The sequence below is a fragment of the Streptomyces sp. L-9-10 genome, assembly GCF_004151105.1.
Taxonomy (GTDB): Bacteria; Actinomycetota; Actinomycetes; order Streptomycetales; family Streptomycetaceae; genus Streptomyces.
The window spans coordinates 1-15,272 of record NZ_PHRF01000023.1; the positions used below are offsets into that span (position 1 = coordinate 1).

General features: G+C 74.7%; 12 protein-coding genes. 5 read left to right on the plus strand and 7 right to left on the minus strand.

Going from position 1 to position 15,272, the window contains the following annotated elements:
- Positions 1–348 precede the first annotated feature (348 nt).
- Genes CU044_RS39995 through CU044_RS04730 form a run of 4 tightly spaced genes read right to left on the minus strand, consistent with a single transcriptional unit; the run spans position 349 to position 3,002 of the window.
- Positions 349–519 (minus strand): DUF6760 family protein, encoded by a 171-nt coding sequence (locus CU044_RS39995; RefSeq protein WP_345790117.1) that lies wholly within the window; start codon positions 517–519, stop codon positions 349–351.
- On the minus strand, positions 516–920 hold the full coding sequence (locus tag CU044_RS04720) for a hypothetical protein (RefSeq protein ID WP_129767172.1): 405 nt from the start codon (positions 918–920) through the stop codon (positions 516–518). The genes CU044_RS39995 and CU044_RS04720 overlap by 4 nt, the downstream gene beginning before the upstream one ends.
- Positions 920–1,378, minus strand: a complete 459-nt coding sequence (locus CU044_RS04725) for a phage tail protein (RefSeq protein WP_129767173.1) — start codon at positions 1,376–1,378, stop codon at positions 920–922. Before CU044_RS04725 ends, CU044_RS04720 begins: the two co-directional genes overlap by 1 nt.
- Before the next feature lie 28 nt (positions 1,379–1,406).
- On the minus strand, positions 1,407–3,002 hold the full coding sequence (locus tag CU044_RS04730) for a phage tail sheath subtilisin-like domain-containing protein (RefSeq protein WP_129767174.1): 1,596 nt from the start codon (positions 3,000–3,002) through the stop codon (positions 1,407–1,409).
- Between the two features lie 175 nt (positions 3,003–3,177).
- On the opposite strand from CU044_RS04730, the gene CU044_RS04735 reads away from it, so the two are divergent.
- Positions 3,178–3,918: a Pvc16 family protein gene (locus CU044_RS04735; RefSeq protein ID WP_129767175.1), complete on the plus strand. Its 741-nt coding sequence runs from the start codon at positions 3,178–3,180 to the stop codon at positions 3,916–3,918.
- Here the strand turns inward: CU044_RS04735 and CU044_RS04740 are convergent.
- Positions 3,911–4,540: a response regulator transcription factor gene (locus tag CU044_RS04740; RefSeq protein WP_129767176.1), complete on the minus strand. Its 630-nt coding sequence runs from the start codon at positions 4,538–4,540 to the stop codon at positions 3,911–3,913. The two genes, CU044_RS04735 and CU044_RS04740, sit on opposite strands and share 8 nt — an antisense overlap.
- A 380-nt stretch (positions 4,541–4,920) precedes the next feature.
- Between CU044_RS04740 and CU044_RS04745 the strand changes: the two genes are divergently transcribed.
- Both CU044_RS04745 and CU044_RS04750 read left to right on the plus strand, forming a co-directional pair.
- Complete coding sequence (locus CU044_RS04745) at positions 4,921–5,805, plus strand: AraC family transcriptional regulator (RefSeq protein WP_165371778.1); 885 nt, start codon at positions 4,921–4,923, stop codon at positions 5,803–5,805.
- A gap of 23 nt (positions 5,806–5,828) precedes the next feature.
- On the plus strand, positions 5,829–6,722 hold the full coding sequence (locus tag CU044_RS04750; protein WP_129767178.1) for a hypothetical protein: 894 nt from the start codon (positions 5,829–5,831) through the stop codon (positions 6,720–6,722).
- A gap of 174 nt (positions 6,723–6,896) precedes the next feature.
- Here the strand turns inward: CU044_RS04750 and CU044_RS04755 are convergent, their stop codons facing one another.
- Positions 6,897–10,094, minus strand: coding sequence for a choice-of-anchor D domain-containing protein (locus CU044_RS04755; RefSeq protein ID WP_129767179.1), 3,198 nt, complete (start codon positions 10,092–10,094; stop codon positions 6,897–6,899).
- 217 nt (positions 10,095–10,311) lie between these two features.
- Positions 10,312–12,636, minus strand: a complete 2,325-nt coding sequence (locus tag CU044_RS04760; RefSeq protein WP_165371779.1) for an AAA family ATPase — start codon at positions 12,634–12,636, stop codon at positions 10,312–10,314.
- 566 nt (positions 12,637–13,202) lie between these two features.
- Here CU044_RS04760 and CU044_RS04765 point away from each other — a divergent pair.
- The gene (locus CU044_RS04765; RefSeq protein ID WP_129767181.1) at positions 13,203–14,657 is read left to right on the plus strand and encodes a hypothetical protein; all 1,455 of its coding nucleotides are present in this window, start codon (positions 13,203–13,205) and stop codon (positions 14,655–14,657) included.
- Between the two features lie 150 nt (positions 14,658–14,807).
- Entirely contained in the window at positions 14,808–15,209 is a 402-nt protein-coding gene (locus tag CU044_RS04770) for a PAAR domain-containing protein (protein ID WP_129767182.1), read from the plus strand.
- Positions 15,210–15,272: the final 63 nt, after the last annotated feature.

The window sequence follows — 15,272 nt, forward strand, 5'->3', positions numbered from 1 at the left end:
TCACCACCTTCGGCGGCAAGGGCGCCTTCCCCTGGGAGCATCCGCTCTCGCTCCAGTCCTGGCTGGAGGACCGGCACACCACGGACTTCCTCGAAGACTCACCAGGGGCCGCGTCCCAGCTCGGGCGACGGCGCCGGGGGCGGTGGCCGCGACCGTCCACGGCGTGACCCGCGCCGTGGTGCCGAGCGCGGGCAGCCGCCGCCACGCCCCGGCGGCTCGGAGCGTCGGCGGAGCGTCCCGCGGCGACGCGCCCCGGACCGGGGTGCGGAACCAGGAACGCGCGAACTGCCACGGCCACCGCATGATCGGTCGCCTCCTTCTCGTGTGGGCGTCGGACGCGGACGGCGCTCAGCCGTCCGCCGCGTCGGGATCGGAGATTCTCTTGTTGATCCGGCCGATCTCCTCGATCACCCGCTGACGCGCGGGGTGCTCCAGGTCGAGGACCGAGTCGGCGGACCAGTGCAGGTAGTAGGCGACGTACACGACCTCCTCCCAGAGACGGTCGGACGCGTACGTCAGGATTCCCCCGCGGCCTCCCCGGCCTCCCCGGCCACATCGACCAGGAAGGCGTGGGCGCAGGACGGGCAGGAGACCTCGGTCTCGGTGCGGCCCTCCTGGTTGATCCGCCGGTACAGGTCCTGGAGGAACGCCAGGTCCGACGCGAAGAGGTTCTCGACCGTGTCGGTCCCGACGTCCGTGACAGCGCCCAGGCGCGTGACGGTCCGGCTGAGGAGCTGGATCGTGAGGTAGGCCGGGTTCTGCTGGACCCTGGGGTCGGCCTGCGGGGCGATCTCGTCCCGCGCCGTGGCGAGCCGCATCGACCCCTCGCGGTGCACCCGGCCCGACGCGTCGACGTAGCCGCGCGGCAGGACGAACGGGTACTCCGTCCGCATGGTCTGCCCCGTCGTCTCGCCGCCCATCAGGAGACCAGCGGGATCATCTCGACCCGCTCGCAGGTGAAGGTGACGGTCTCCAGGACGATCTCGGACGCGCCCGCCTTGAGGTTGCCCACCTCGATCTTGCTGGGCCAGGCGCCGAACATCGTGTACGTGGCCTGCACGGCGCCCTCGGCGTTCTGGAGCTGGAGGGTGCCGCTCATGCGGGCCGCCCCCAGCCCCTCGCGGCACATCACGTGCCAGGCGAAGATGGCCCCCGAACCGTCCACGCCCCGCTTGAGGGTGACGGTGGGCGGCTTGGTCTTGCCGAACTGCTTGGTGTGGACGATGGCGCCCGTCCTGGCGTCGGCGGCGATGTACTCGGCCGGCTCCACCTCGGTGGTGATGCCGCTCAGTTCCGAGAAGTACGCGGGGGCGGTGTGGTCGAACGAGACGACGAACCGCGCCGCGGAGATGGCCGAGGGCGCTCCGGTGTTGGACATGAGGGTGCTTCCTTAGGGGTGTGGGTGACTATTCGTCGAGCGCGGAGCCCTGGGAGAACTGCGACAGCCGGAAGACGACGAACTCCGCCGGCTTGACGGGGGCGATGCCGATGTCGATCGTGAGGATCCCGGCGTCCCGGTTCTCGGGCGGGTTGTTCTCCTCGTCGCAGTGCACGAAGAAGGCCTCGGCGGGGCTGCGGCCGAACAGCGCTCCGCTGCGCCAGACCCGGGTGAGGAACATGGTGATGGTCCGGCGCACGCCCTCCCAGAGGTACGGGTCGTTGGGCTCGAAGACCACCCAGTTCGTCCCGTCGAGGATCGACTTCTCCACGAAGTTGAAGAGCCGCCGGACGTTGAGGTAGCGCCACTCGGGATCGCTGGAGAGGGTGCGCGCGCCCCAGACCCGGACGCCCTGGCCGGGGAAGGTCCGCAGGCAGTTGACGCCGACCGGGTTGAGGAGGGCCTGCTCGCCCTTGGTCACCGCGAGGGCGGGGGAGAGCACGCCCCGGATGACCTCGTTGGCCGGGGCCTTGTGCACGCCCCGGGTGTCGTCGTTGCGGGCCCACACGCCGGCGACGTGACCGCTCGGGGGCAGCAGTTCCGCCCTCTTCTCCACCGTGTTCATGACCTTGATCCAGGGCCAGTACAGCGCGGCGTACTTCGAGTCGAAGGCCGAGAACTCCTGCCGCCACTCGTGGACCCGCTGGGCGTTGAGGTCGGGCAGCGGGTCGAGCACCGCGACCCGGTCGCCCATCAGCTCGCAGTGCGCGATGAGGGAGGTCTGCACGGCCTTGACGCCCTCGGCGTCGATGGCGCCGCGCTGATAGGCCGCCATCAGGTCGGGCACAGCGACCATGGTCACGTCGTCCAGCGCCTCCAGGCCCGCGAGCCCCGTACGGGCCGCCGTGTCGCCGATGTACAGACCGGGCGACAAGCCGGGCGACAGGCTGTCCTCCACCGCGGCCGGCGCGTTCGCGGACCGGGCGGGGGCCAGGGACGCCTTCGCGCCCTTGGCGGGGCGGGTCGGGCCGGCGCCCTTGATCTCCTCCAAGGTGATCAGGGATGACTGCCGGACGAGGGTGGCGGCGTGTGCCGGGCCCTTCCTCATGGAGAGGTTGTCGTGGACCTCGGCCACCTTGCCGTCGCGGCGCACGACCAGTTTGAAGGTCTCCTCGCCGCCGTCGGTGGCGTCCTCCACCTCGACGGTGACCGGTGTGCCGCCCTCCCCGGCGGCGTCCGGGACGAGGCCGACGGCCAGGGCCGGGCGGGCGCCTTTGTGGCCCGCCAGCTCGACGCGGTCCGCGGCGGGCGCGGCGGGCTCGGCGGGGGTGTTCCCGGCCGCCGGCTCCGCCTCGGTCGCCCCGGTGCCGAGGCTCACGATGTAGGCGTTGCCGCCCCCGTTGAGGAAGTAGCCGTAGACCGCCTGGGGCAGGTAGGCGCCGCTGACGAACTCCCCGAAGACGTTGGTGTACTGCGTCCAACTGGTCACCAGGAAGGCCGTGTTGAAGGGCCCCTTCGCGGTGAACCCGACGAAGGCCGCGGTCGCCGTCCCCACGCCCTGGATCGGCTTGATTCCCGAGGAGGTCTCCTCGACGTAGACGCCCGGAGTCAGATAACTGGGCACGCGTTCCTCACTTTCCTGTGTGACGCCTCATCGTTGTCGGACTCCACCGCCCGCCGGAGTCGCGTCGAGACAGCGGTTCAGCCCTCCGGCGCTGCCTCTTGGGGCACCGGACGGGGGATCTTCGCCCCGCTGCACGGCCGTTCGCGGCGCCCGCCGCCGTTGCGACGATGGGCGCATGCTGGACGCCGTCACGCTCTCCCTGGAGTCCTGGCTGCGGCACTGCCTCCCGGGAACGAGGCTGTGTGCCGAGGCCCCCGACGACCCTCCCGACGACCCCCCCGCCGCCCCCGGTGCCCCGCCCGCGTCACCCGCCCCGGAGGGCTCCGGGGCGGGCGGGGGCGGGCTGCTGCGCATCCGTCTGTACGACGTCCGTGAGGAGGAGCGGAGCCGCAGCGGGCAGATGGTGGCGCGTGGCCCCGACCGCGCCGTCGTCGCCCGGATGCAGCCGGTGCGGGTGTTCCAGTTCTCCTACCGTCTGACCGCGCACGGCGCCGGCTGGCGGGAGGGGCAGCGCCTGCTGGGGGAGGTGCTGCGAGCCGGTGCCGAACACCCGGCGCTGCCCGCCCGCTTCGTCCACGCCTCCCTGTCGGGCGTGGGCGGTGATGTCCCGGTCCCGCTCGTCGTCGCCCCGCCCGACCCGGTGCCGTTCCCCTGGACCGGTCTCGGGCCGCAGCCTCTGCCGGCCCTGCACCTGGTGCTGCTGGCCCCGCTGCACCCGTCCGCCGACACGGAGCTGGAGAAGGCCCCCGGCCGTATCGATCTCGGCGCCTCGCGCACCGACGGGTCCCGGGGGACGTCGCGGCGGTCCGCGGCGCCGCCGCGGAACCGCATCGAGGAGCGGACGCGCGCGGAGAGCGGGGGAGCGACGGGCGGGGGGAGCGGGGGAGCGACGGGCGGGGAGGCGGGGTTCAGATGAGGCCCTCGCGGATCGCGTAGGCCACCGCGTGCGAGCGGTTGCGCAGGTGGAAGCGGTGGGTGACATCGTGCAGCACGTTCTTCACGGTCCGCTCCGAGTACGCGAGCCGGCCGGCGATCTCCCTGGTTCCCAGGCCGGCGGCCACCAGCTTCAGCACCTCGCCCTCGCGGTCGGTCAGCCCGCTGAAGTGCAGGCCCCGGGGGGCGAGGACGTCCCGCTGCACCTGCGAGACCTGCTTGAGCAGCCGTCCCAGCAGATCCGGCGGCACCACGCCGGCTCCCCGCTGCACCGACCCGATGACCTGGACCAGGCGGTCGGCCGTGGCCTCCCGTCGGCGCACCAGCCCCGCGACGCCGGACTCCACGGCGGTCATCAGGCCGGCGTCGTCCAGCTCCGACACCACGGCGACGGCCTGCCGCGCCCCCTTGCTCCGCGCCGCCCGGAGCAGCCGCAGAGCCTCCTCGTCCATCTCGTCGGCGACGACGAGGGCCACCGTGGTGGGCGTTACCTGGTTCTCGTCCGCGATCCACACCCCTGCCCGGGACTTGAGGGCCGCCACGATCCCCGCTTCGGAGATGGGGTCGGACGCGCTCACGTGCACGAACGTGCGGTCAGCTGACATGCTCTTCTCTTCTCGCCTTCATGGCCCCGCTCCCCTCCGACCACGTTGTCGTCGAAGGGCGGTGCGAACATCTGTGCCATAGGTAAGTTTCCGTATCCCGCAGTGGCCGGGCCATGGTCCGGAGCGGCTACTTGCTGTACCGAACCGGTGTTACTGGCCGTAATCAATGCCCGTCTTTGGTGAGATTTGAGCTTACCGAGCGGTAGGCGGCTGCCCGTGCTCCTTCGATTCGCCGGGCCCTTGACGCCGGGTGGCACTCCCCGGCACCATCGCCACCGTCACATTCGGTGATCGGTCATCACCCTTCGGCGGGGCCGCCGGCCTTCCGCCGGTGCTTCTAGGGATTTTCCCTTATGCGCCGCCGCGCCCGGCCTCGCACCATGTCCGCTGAGATGTTGACGAAGATCCCGAAGCCGCCGTCGCCCGTCGTCACGGACCCGGACCACGGGCCGCCCGGATGCGGCGAGGAGGCGGACGCCGCGCGGTGGCTCGGCCGGCTGACGGCGCGCCGGATGCTCGCGCCGGAGCGGCCGGGGCCGTACACCCTGGGGGCGGGCCGGAGCATCGACGTCCCGGCCGGTTCGGCCGAGCACCTGCTCTATCTGGTGGTCAGCGGCGGTTGCGCAGTCGACACCGGGCCCAGGCGCCTGACGCTGGACCCGGGGACCCTGCTGTGGGTCAGGCCGGGCACCCTCTTCTCCCTGACCGCGCCGAGCGGACGACCGACCGTCCTCCACCCGTTACGACTGGCCGGCGACCCGGAGACCGACCGCGACCTCGCCCCCGTCGTGCTGGTCCGGGACGCGTGGGAGCTGCGCTGGCTCGTCGAGGCGCTGCCCGCGGAGCTCGCCTCGGCCCTGCCTCACCGGAAGGAGCGGTTACGGGGCATGCTGCTCGTGCTCTTCTCCTCACTGCTGCGCAGGGCGGAGATGGGTGACGAACCCGGTGTCCTCGGCGCGTCGGCGCGCCGGGCCGTCGAGCGGTTCGTCGACGAGCACATCTCCGGACGTCCGCGCGCGGCGGACCTCGCCCGGGTCGCCGGCCTGTCGCCCGACTACTTCACCCGGATGTTCCGCCGGACCTACGGCATGCCGCCGCGGGAGTGGATCATCCACCGCAGGATCCAGCACGCGGCGACCCACCTGGACCGCACCACGTCGATCGGGCAGGTCGCGGCCCGCTACGGCTACGCGGACGGCTTCCTGTTCAGCAGGCAGTTCAAGGCCGTCATGGGCGTCTCGCCCCAGCTCTACCGTTCCCGCTGAAACCGTTCCGGAGTGTGGTGCACGTGGCAGTCGAAGAAGAAGCGTTCCCCGCGGCCGAGGAGTTCCGCGCCGGCCTGCTCCGGGCGGTCGAACGGACCGCCGTCTCGTGCCGGAGCGCCGGCGACGAGAGCGAGGAGACCATGGCCAGGCTGCTGGCCGAGGCACTGGCGGCCGAGCCCGTATGGGGGAGCGGGAGCGGCCGGCGGGTGATCGAGGAGCACGGACCGCTGATCCGCGAGGCGGTGACCGTACTGCTGCGCGCCGGCGTCGGCGGCGTCGACCGGGGGACGGCCGAGGAGTGGGTGCGCCGGGCGGCCGGCTTCCTCGCCGGGGCGGCGGCCGGCCCGGCGGCGGTCGGGTCGGCGGCGGCCCGCCCGGCGGCGGGGCACGGATATGTGTCCCCCGCGCTGGGCGGTCCTGCGCACACCGGTTCCGGCCTGGTCGTCCACCGGGACGCGGCGGACCGGCTCCCCGCCGGTCCTGTGCGCGACGGCGACCCCCGGGCAGCCGCCCACCGGCGGGCCCGGCGCTCCGAACGCGCCCTGCGGGACGCCCGGCGCATCCTCGACGGCCTCGACCGCACGGCGATCGACGCGGCCAACGCCCGCCTGATGAGATCGCTGGGCGCGGGCGAACGGGTCCGGCTGGTCTGGGTCGGCTCCCGGGAGCTGCTGCTGCTCGGCGGGCGCGGTCCCGCCTTCGCGGATGTCGCCGCCCTGCACGGGATGCCGGAGGCGCGGATCTCGGTCGGCTTCCTGCAACTGCTGCGGCGGCCGGGGCCGTTCGGCAGGTTCGGACGCCCCGGCCAGGTGGAGGTCATGGGGGTGCCGGAGGACGAGGAGGAACCGCTCCGCGACGCGTTCCGGCGCCACCGGACCGGCGTCGCCCTCGTCCCGGCCTCCCGCTGGGCGGACTGAGCCGGACCGGGTCCGCCTTGCCCCCGGCCCGGGTCCGCCTTGCCCCCGGGCCGGTGGTCGCCGTACCCACCCGTCCCCAGGGCCAGCCGCGTCCGGCTCCTTCCCGGGTCGCGGCGGCGGTCCCTCGGCGTGCCCGATCGGCGGCCGGCCGCCGCCCGCCCGGAGCCCGGCGGCTCAGGAGCGCCGTTCGAGGAACGGCGGTTGCACGGACGGCAGTCCGACCAGGAACCGGGCGGCGGCCAGGAGCCGGCCGCCCGCGGTGGCGGTGATCTCACCGCGGCCCTGCCCGGCGCCGTCGGCGACCGGCAGGTACGCCGTGAACGTCCCCCGCGCGGAGGCGGTGACCTGCCGGACCGGTCCCGTGGTGCCCCAGGTGAGATGGATCCGCGCCCCGGCGGCGAAGCCGCTGCCGTACACCTGGGAGACCCTGCCGGGGTGGGCGACGGTGGGCGACAGCCGCAGCACCCCGCCCGCGCCCGGCGGTGGCAGCTCCGGCGCGGGGGAGGGACCCGGCGGGGGCTCCGGTGCGCCGGAGGGGCGCGGCGGGGGCTCCCGGTGCCCTCCGCCGTTCCCGCCACCGGAGGGCGACGGCCCCGGCCCGTCCGCGTCGGTGGGCGGCCGTGAGGGGCCGGGCGCGGGGCCGCCGGACGGCGAGTCGGACGGCGGGTCGGACGGCGCGGACGGGCCGGGTTCCGGCGCGGCGGGACGGTCCACGACGGCCCGCAGTCCGGCGGCCCCGCGCTGCTGCCGCCGGTCGGACCCGGTGGCCGCCACCACGTCCACGGTGCCCTCGTACCGGCCCGCGGCGGACGGAGTGAAGGAGACCACGCCGGTGCAGCTCTCACCGGCGTCCAGCGTCCTGCCCACGCAGGCGCTCCGGAAGCCGAACGAGGCGGAGGGCGTCGCACCGGTGACGGTGAGCGGGCCCGGTCCGGAGTTGCCGACGGTCAGCGGCATGCCCCGGCCGGTGCCCGACGGCCGGTCGAAGGTGCCGAAGTCGATCCGCGCGGGGGTGACGGTCAGCCGCCCCGGCAGCGCCCAGGTGTAGACGTCGGGCTGCTGGTTGTGGTCGTCCCGGTGCAGCGACTCCGGCGTGCTGAGGGCGACGCGGACCCCGCGGGCGTCGAACGACACGGCGGGCCCGGACGCGCGCTCCGCGGGGTCCAGGGCGGCGAGCCGGGTCGGGTACGCGCCGGAGGCCACCGTCCGCGCGTACAGCTGCGGTCCGGCCGGCGGCGGATCGGCCGTCAGATCGGTGGCGGTCGAGGCGAAGCCGACCACTCGGCCGTCGGGGGACAGCGCGGGCCGGCCGCTGTCCCCGTTCCCCGGGCGCCCCGACGCGCCGGCGGACACCGTCCTCGGCTCGCCGCCCCGTCTGTCGGCGACCACGACCTGGGCGGGCCGGCGGGGCGCCGACGGGCCGGGGGCGCTGACGTACGCCACCGTGCTGCCGTCCGCCGACACCGCCGGAGCGGACGCGGCCGTCTCCCCACCGGACGCGCCGGGGACCGCGGTCGCGGGGCCGTACCGTCCGCCCGTGCCCGTGCCCGTGCCGGTGCCGGTGCCGGTGCCGGTATCGGTGCCTGTGCCTGTGCCCGTGCCGGTGCCGGTATCGGTATCGGCGGAGGCAGCCAGGACCGTGCTGGAGTGCGGCGGGGTTCCCGGCAGTCCGCGGGAGGTGAAGACCAGGGTCCGGCCGTCCTCGGAGAGGGCGGGCTGCCCTCCGTCGACGACGACCGGCGCCGCGCCGCCCGCGCCGCCCCGCCGGCCGGCGATCCCGGCGGGCCCGGGTTCGAACCCGCCCCCCGGCCGCAGATCGCGCCGTACCTCGACCACCTGGCGCTCGGCGCGGACGGTGACGGAGAAGCCGCCCTGTGGATCGCCCGTACCGGCGGCGCGGTCGAGCGTGACCTGGGCGGCATAGGCCTGGGCGCCGCCCGGGGGGAACGGCCGGTCAGGACCCGTCGGCTGCCGGTCCGGTCCCGGTGCCGGGTTGACCAGGAAGTACAGGGTGTCCGCGCCGGACGTCCCGTCGAGCACGTCCCCGGGACGTCCCGGAAGGAGCGCCCCGGGGTGCGACGCGCCCTGCCGACGGGCCGCTTCGCGGACCTCCGGCCCCGGGTCCACCAGGCTGATCGCCGCGCAGTCCTGAGTGAACAGGCCCAGCCGGCCGCGCATTCCGTCGGCGGGCACCCAGACCAGGAGGGGCCGGCCCGGCTGGACCGGCGGCAGATCCAGGCGCGTTCCGACGACGCCGCCGGCCGCGGGCACCCCGCGGCGCAGCGGGAGTTCCGCCATCTCCCGCTCGGACGGACCGGAAGCCCGTTCGCAGGTGGCCTCGGGCGCGGGACGGGCGCAGGACGCCAGCAGCACGACGCTCGCCTGCCCGTAACTGGTGGGGCCATTGGTGGACAACCGGTCGGTGACGGCCGGTTGTCCGGCGCACCCGGCCGGCCGGAAGGTGACGGCGACCCGGCAGAAGCCCTCGGCCGTGCACTGCTTGGGCGCGATGGAGAAGTCCCCGCCCTCCTGGGTCCCGGTGCTCTGGAGGACGGGCTGACCCGTGATATCGGCGTCCCGGAGCTCCGGGACCAGGGATTTGGTCCCGAGGGTGACGGTGACCGGTGCGTCCGTCGCCGAGAACCCCTCCGGCCGGTTCCCGAAGACGCCGAAGTCGATCGTGGCGCCGACCAGGATGTCGAAGGTCGCGTTGGTGCCCGCCGTGAGCACGAGGCCGGGGGACACCGGCGACAGCACACTGGGGTAGGCGACCACCGAACCGTCCCCCGAGATCCGAGGACCGCAGTCCTCTCCGCACCGGCCCGGGAAGGACGACGGGACGGGGCCGGGCGCGGCGCCGAGGTCGGACGCCTTCGTGGTGCCGGGCCGGTCCAGCGCACCGACGCCGGTGGTGTCCCGGTCCACGGCCACGATGGAGGTGCGGCGGGACTGGTCCAGCAGCCGGCCGCCGCTGCGGTACACCACCGTCCGCCCGTCCCGGGAGACCTGCGGCTCGGTCGCGTCCACGTCCGGGTCGCTCAGCAGGGTGAGCGCCCCCGTCTCCAGGTCTCGGCCGTAGACCCGCCAGGAGGAGCCGCCCGACCGTGGGAACAGCGGTGTCGCCGCCGACAGGTCCCGCCGGCTCTGGAAGACCACGTGCCGGCCGTCGGCGGAGACCTGGGCGCCGCTGCCGCCGGCCGCCTCGTCCTCGCCCCGGCCGATCGAGACCAGCTCGGCGCCGGTGTCCGGCGCGGCGTCGGCGGCCCACCAGGTGGACGCCAGGCCGCCGGCGACCACCGGCACCACCAGGGCCAGGACGATGAGCAAGGACAGCGGTCCCGCACGCCTCTTGTGCTTCCTCCCGTACGTCATGACCCGATCGAAACAGTCCGGGGCTCCCGTGCGACCCGCCGCGGGGGAGCCCTTTCGGGGCCTGCCGCCTGCCCGTTGGGGCGCGCCCGACCCGCCGGGCGCCCGGCGGGAGTCCGGCGGGAGTCCGCCCGTCTCGGGGCCGCGCGCTTCAAAATCACGTGTCAGGGCCGTGTGCCAGGACCGTGTGTGTCAGGACCGTATGCGTCAGGGCCGTGTGTCAGGACCACCCGTGGATGTGCGACTGGACCAGGTCGCGCAGTCTGCGCCGGTCCGCGACGCCCAGCTTGGCGTAAACGTTGGCCAAGTGGTACTCCACCGTCTTCACGCTCAGGTACTGCTCGGCGGCGATCTCACGGTTGGTCCAGCCCCGCGCCACCAGCCCGGCGATGTTCCGTTCCCGTTCGGACAGGGTGCCCCAGATCTCCCGCACGGTCTCCCTCGGGCACGCCGGCTGGGGTGCCTCGCTCAGCAGCGAGCGGCACCGCTCCCGGAACGGCTCGGCGCCCATCCCCGCGAACCGGCGCTCCGCCGCCCGCAGATGCCGGCGCGCCCGGACGGTGTCGCCGGTGGCGAGGTGAAGAGCCCCCAGGTCCTGCTCGACCAGCGCCTTGTGCAGGACGGGCTCGCCGCCGTCGGGCGGCACGGCCAGCGCGGCCCGGTAGGCGCCCACCGCGCCCTGGGTGTCCCCGGAGCGTGCCGCCATCGCTCCCCTGAGCCACAGCACCGAGACCGGTAACAGCGCGCCCAGCTCCTCGAAGGACTCCAGCACACGCAGCGCCGAGCGTGCCCCGGCGAGGTCGCCGAGCCGCACGTGGGAGACGCCGAGCAGGGGCACGTAACGGGAGGCGTAGAGCCGGCTCCGGACATCGCGGGCCGGCGCGTTGGCGCCGTCCAGCAGCTCCACCACGCGCGCGTGGTCCCCCGCCGGGAACTCCACCAGCGCCTCCGCGACGGCGAGGAACAGCTGCGGACTGCTGGAGTCCGCCCACGAGCCCAGCCCGTGCGCCGCCGCGAACTCGGCCCGCGCGTCGCCGAACCGGCCGCCGAAGGCGTGCAGCGCCGCCCCGGCACAGTGCAGCGCGAAGGCGTCGGCAGGCCGGCCCATCGTGCGGGCGGTGTCGTGTGCGACGGCGAGCGTACGGAAGGCGCGCTGCCGGTCACCGAGGAAGAAGTGGCACCACACGCTGTGCGCCAGGGCGGAGACGGTGCCCATGCGCGGCGCCCCCGACATGCGCCGCCTGGCGGCGGCGTCGAGATCGGTGAGCGCTCCGGTCAGGTCGCCCGCCAGGCTGCGCAGCATGCCGCGCTGGATCAGCAGGTCGGTGTACGCCGCGGGCGCCGACGCGGGGGTGCGGGGCAGCTCGTCGAGGTGCCGCAGTCCCTTCGCCGGGCCGCCGTCGAGCGCGTGCCCGTGGGCCAGGTTGGCCAGTGCTCGGGCCCTCTTGGCCTCGTCGCCCGCGTGCCGCATGGCGAACAGGGAGGAGTCGACCGCCTCCCGCGCCAGCCCGAGCGCCGACTCCACGACACCCACATCGCAGGCCACGTCGCCGGCGCGGTGCAGTTCCCCGGCGGCCTCGAAGCCCTCGCGGGCGCGCCGCAGATACACCCGTGCGCGCTCGTCGCGCGCCTCGGCGAGACTGAGCAGCCCCAGCGCCTCGTCCCGGTCCGGCCCGTAGGGCAGCAGCAGCGCCTGCCCGAACAGCCGCAGGGCCTCGCGCCCCCGGCCGTCCGCGACCAGCCGCCGGATCTCCCCGGCCACGCTGCACGGCTCCCGGGGCTCGGCGCCGGGTTCGGTCCTGGGCTCGGTCCTGGGTCCGGCGCCGGGTTCGGCGCCGGGTTCGGCGCTGGGTTCGGCCCTGGGTTCGGTCCTGGGTCCGGCAAGACGCCCGCGGCCCGGCGCCGGGCGTTCCTGCGCACCCGCGGGGGGCCGCTCACCCTGCCGCGCGTGCGGCGCCGGGCACCCGTAGGCGCCTGCCGCGCGGAGGGCGGACGTTGGCCGTGCCGCCAGCTCGACGCGTTCGACCTCCGGTGCCAGGAACGCCAGCCCGGTGTCCCACACCGTCCGCTCCGCGTCCCTGGTGCAGATCACCGTCAGGACGCGCTCGGTGTACTGGCGCAGCAGCGTGAAACCGAGGGCGCGCAGCGACTCCAGGTCCGCCGCGTGGGCGTCGTCGATCCACAGCAGCACCGGGCGCTCGTCCTGGAGGCGGCCGAGCAGCGAGGCCAGCTCCGCCCCGGCGGCCAGCGTGGACCTCGTACGGTCGCCGAAGGGCCGGTCGGTCGGCCCGCTCGCACCGGCGGCCAGTACCTGCCCGGTCAGGGCGAACGGACGCGGGGGAGGCGACGGGGCGACGCGCAGCACGGTGAACGCGTCCCGGACCGTCCTCGCCAGGTGGTCGACCAGCACCGTCTTGCCCGCCCCCGCCGGACCGGAGACCAGCACGACCCGGGACACCCCGCGGCCCGCGGCGTGCACCGCGCTGCGGAGGGTGGCCAGTTCCGCGCTCCGCCCCGGCAGGGGCGGGTCGGGTAAGCCGGGCACGCCCGTCCTCGTCACGGTCGCGGGCGGCGGGCACCGGCGTACGACCGCCGCCCGGCCCGCCGCATCGCGGCGCCATCCGCCGGACGGCCGGGGTACGTGACCGGTCGGCCGGGGCACATGGCCGGACGGCCGGGGTACGTGACCGGACGGCCGGGGCACAGGGGACGCGGGCGTCCGGACCGTCGGTCCGGCGGGTCACCCGCCCGTTCCTCGGGGAACTCCATCGATGCGCCGCCCCACAACCCGCCTGCACTGGATCGAATACTTCCGGCCCGCGGCCGGGCCGCGCCGGCCGCGGAGCCCACCGGCCCCGGACAGGACCCGGGCCCTGTCCGGCACATCCCGCCCGGAGGGCGGCCCTGGGCATCGCGGTGGTGACGCGCCTTGACACCGACCCTAAGCGGGCGGCTCCGCACCCGGACGCCGTCGGGGCCAATCGCTCAGGGGCGATAAGCGGTCGGACGGCCGGTTGCCCGACCTGCGGGCCGTTCGCGCAGTGCGCCCGGCACCGATCGCCGGCCCGGTGACCCTGCGGGAGGCGGGTCCCGCGCGCCGATGCTGGCCGGGTGGGAGCAACCGTAGTGATACCGGACACCGACACCCTTGCCGTTCCCGGTGAGGAGGTGCGGCGGACCGTGCAGGTCCGGAACACCGGGACGGTCGTCGACCGTTTCGAGCTGGACGTCCTCGGCGAGGCCAAGGACTGGATCGCGGTGGAGCCCGCCCAGGTCAACGTCTTCCCCGACCAGTCGGTCGAAGTGCGGCTGGTGTTCACGCCGCCGCGCTCCCCCGACCTGTCGGCCGGCGAGGTGGTCTACGGGCTGCGCGTGATGTCCCACGAGGACATCGAGGGCTCCGTCGTGGAGGAGTCCACGGTCACGGTCGGCGCCTTCACCGACCACGGCGTCACCCTGCTGCCCACCACCCGGCGGGCCAGGCTCTCCGGTCGCTTCAACGCGATCGTCGACAACCGCGGCAACGCGCCCCTGCGGGCACAGCTCTTCGCCTCCGACCCCGACGCCAAGCTGGACTTCGCCTTCCGCTACGACGAGGTGGAGGTGGCGCACGGCAAGAGCGCCGTCGTCCCCCTCAAGGTCAAGCCCAAGGCGCGGATGTGGCGCGGCCCCGACGCCCCGCTGCCGTTCCAGGTGCTCTGCGTGGACGAGGCGGATGAAGCGGACGAGACGGAGCAGACGGCGGACGGGGCGCTGGTCCAGGCGGCGATCGTCTCCGACGGGGTGGCGAAGTTCGCGCTGGCGGTCGCCGCGGCCGTGGCCGCCCTGCTGGCCCTGTGGTTCTTCGTGCTCCAGCCCAGTGTCGAGTCGGAGGCCCGCAAGCAGGTCGCCGCGGCGACCGGTCAGGACCCCGACGCGCCCGGTGCCGGGGGCGGGGCGGGCGCCGGAAAGGGCGGCGGCGCGACGGCCGGAGCCGGCGAACCGGGCGCCACCGCCGGAGCCGGGACGTCCGCCGGCACGGGGGGCTCGGACCAGAGCCGCTTCCCCGCCCTCGGCGGCCCGGCCGGCGGCACCGGCGGTGAAGACGGCACGGGCGGCGAAGACGGCGCCGACGGTGAGGACGACAGCGGCGGCAAGGGCGGCAAGGGCGGCGAGGACGCGAAGAGCGGCCAGGACGGCACCGGCCGGGGCGGCATCGCCGGTCAAGTGCGGGCGGTGGACTTCCGTATCCCGGTGGACGCCGAGAAGTCGGACGCTTTCGTCACCGCGAGGTTCACCGTCCCCGAGGACCAGACGTACTACGTCACCGACATCATGTTCGAGAACACCTCGGGTGACATGGGGGTCCTGCGCCTCCAGCGCGGCGATTCCGTCCTGCGGGAGATGAGCCTGGACACCTTCCGGGACCGCGACGACCACTACGCCGAGCCCATCGAGTTCGGTCCGGGCACGGACGTGGTGCTCGCCGTCCGCTGCGACATGCCCGGCGGCCTGACGACGGGCACCGCGGCCTCCTGCACTCCCGCGGCCTTCTTCTCCGCCCGCGCCGTGACCACCCGGAGCTGACACCTGGCATCGACCGCGACTGCGCGGCGACTCCGCGACTCCGAAGTACCGCAGCATCGAAGCACCGCGACTTCGAAGTACCGCAGCACCGAAGCCCTGCGATATCGAGGCCCTGTGGCACAGGACCACCGGAACACCGAAAGGACGGTCATGGCCGGAGCACCCGCCGCGGCGATGGGCGACAAGGTCGTGGGTGTGGACACCCACGTCGTGATGGTCCCCTCCCCCACCGGCCCCGTGGAGACGCCCACGGCGCTGCCCTTCAACGGCGTCATCACCGACGGCTGCTGCCGCACGGTCCTCATCGGCGGCAAGCCCGCGGCCACCGTCGACAGCACCGCCGTCAACACCCCGCCCCACCTGCCGGTACCGCCGGTCGGCGTCTTCAAGTCGCCACCGGGCAACAAGGGGACCGTCTCCCGCGGCAGCACGTCCGTCCTCATCGGCGGCAAGGCCGCCGCCCGCACCGGCGACCCCGCCACCACCTGCAACGAACCCGCCGTACAACACACCGCTCAGGTGGTCGCGGTGTCCAACGTCCTCATCGGCTAAACCCTGCACGGGGGTCGAAGCGTGGAGCTGTCCCCGGTTCTTGGTAGGCTCGGTGGGAGAGGA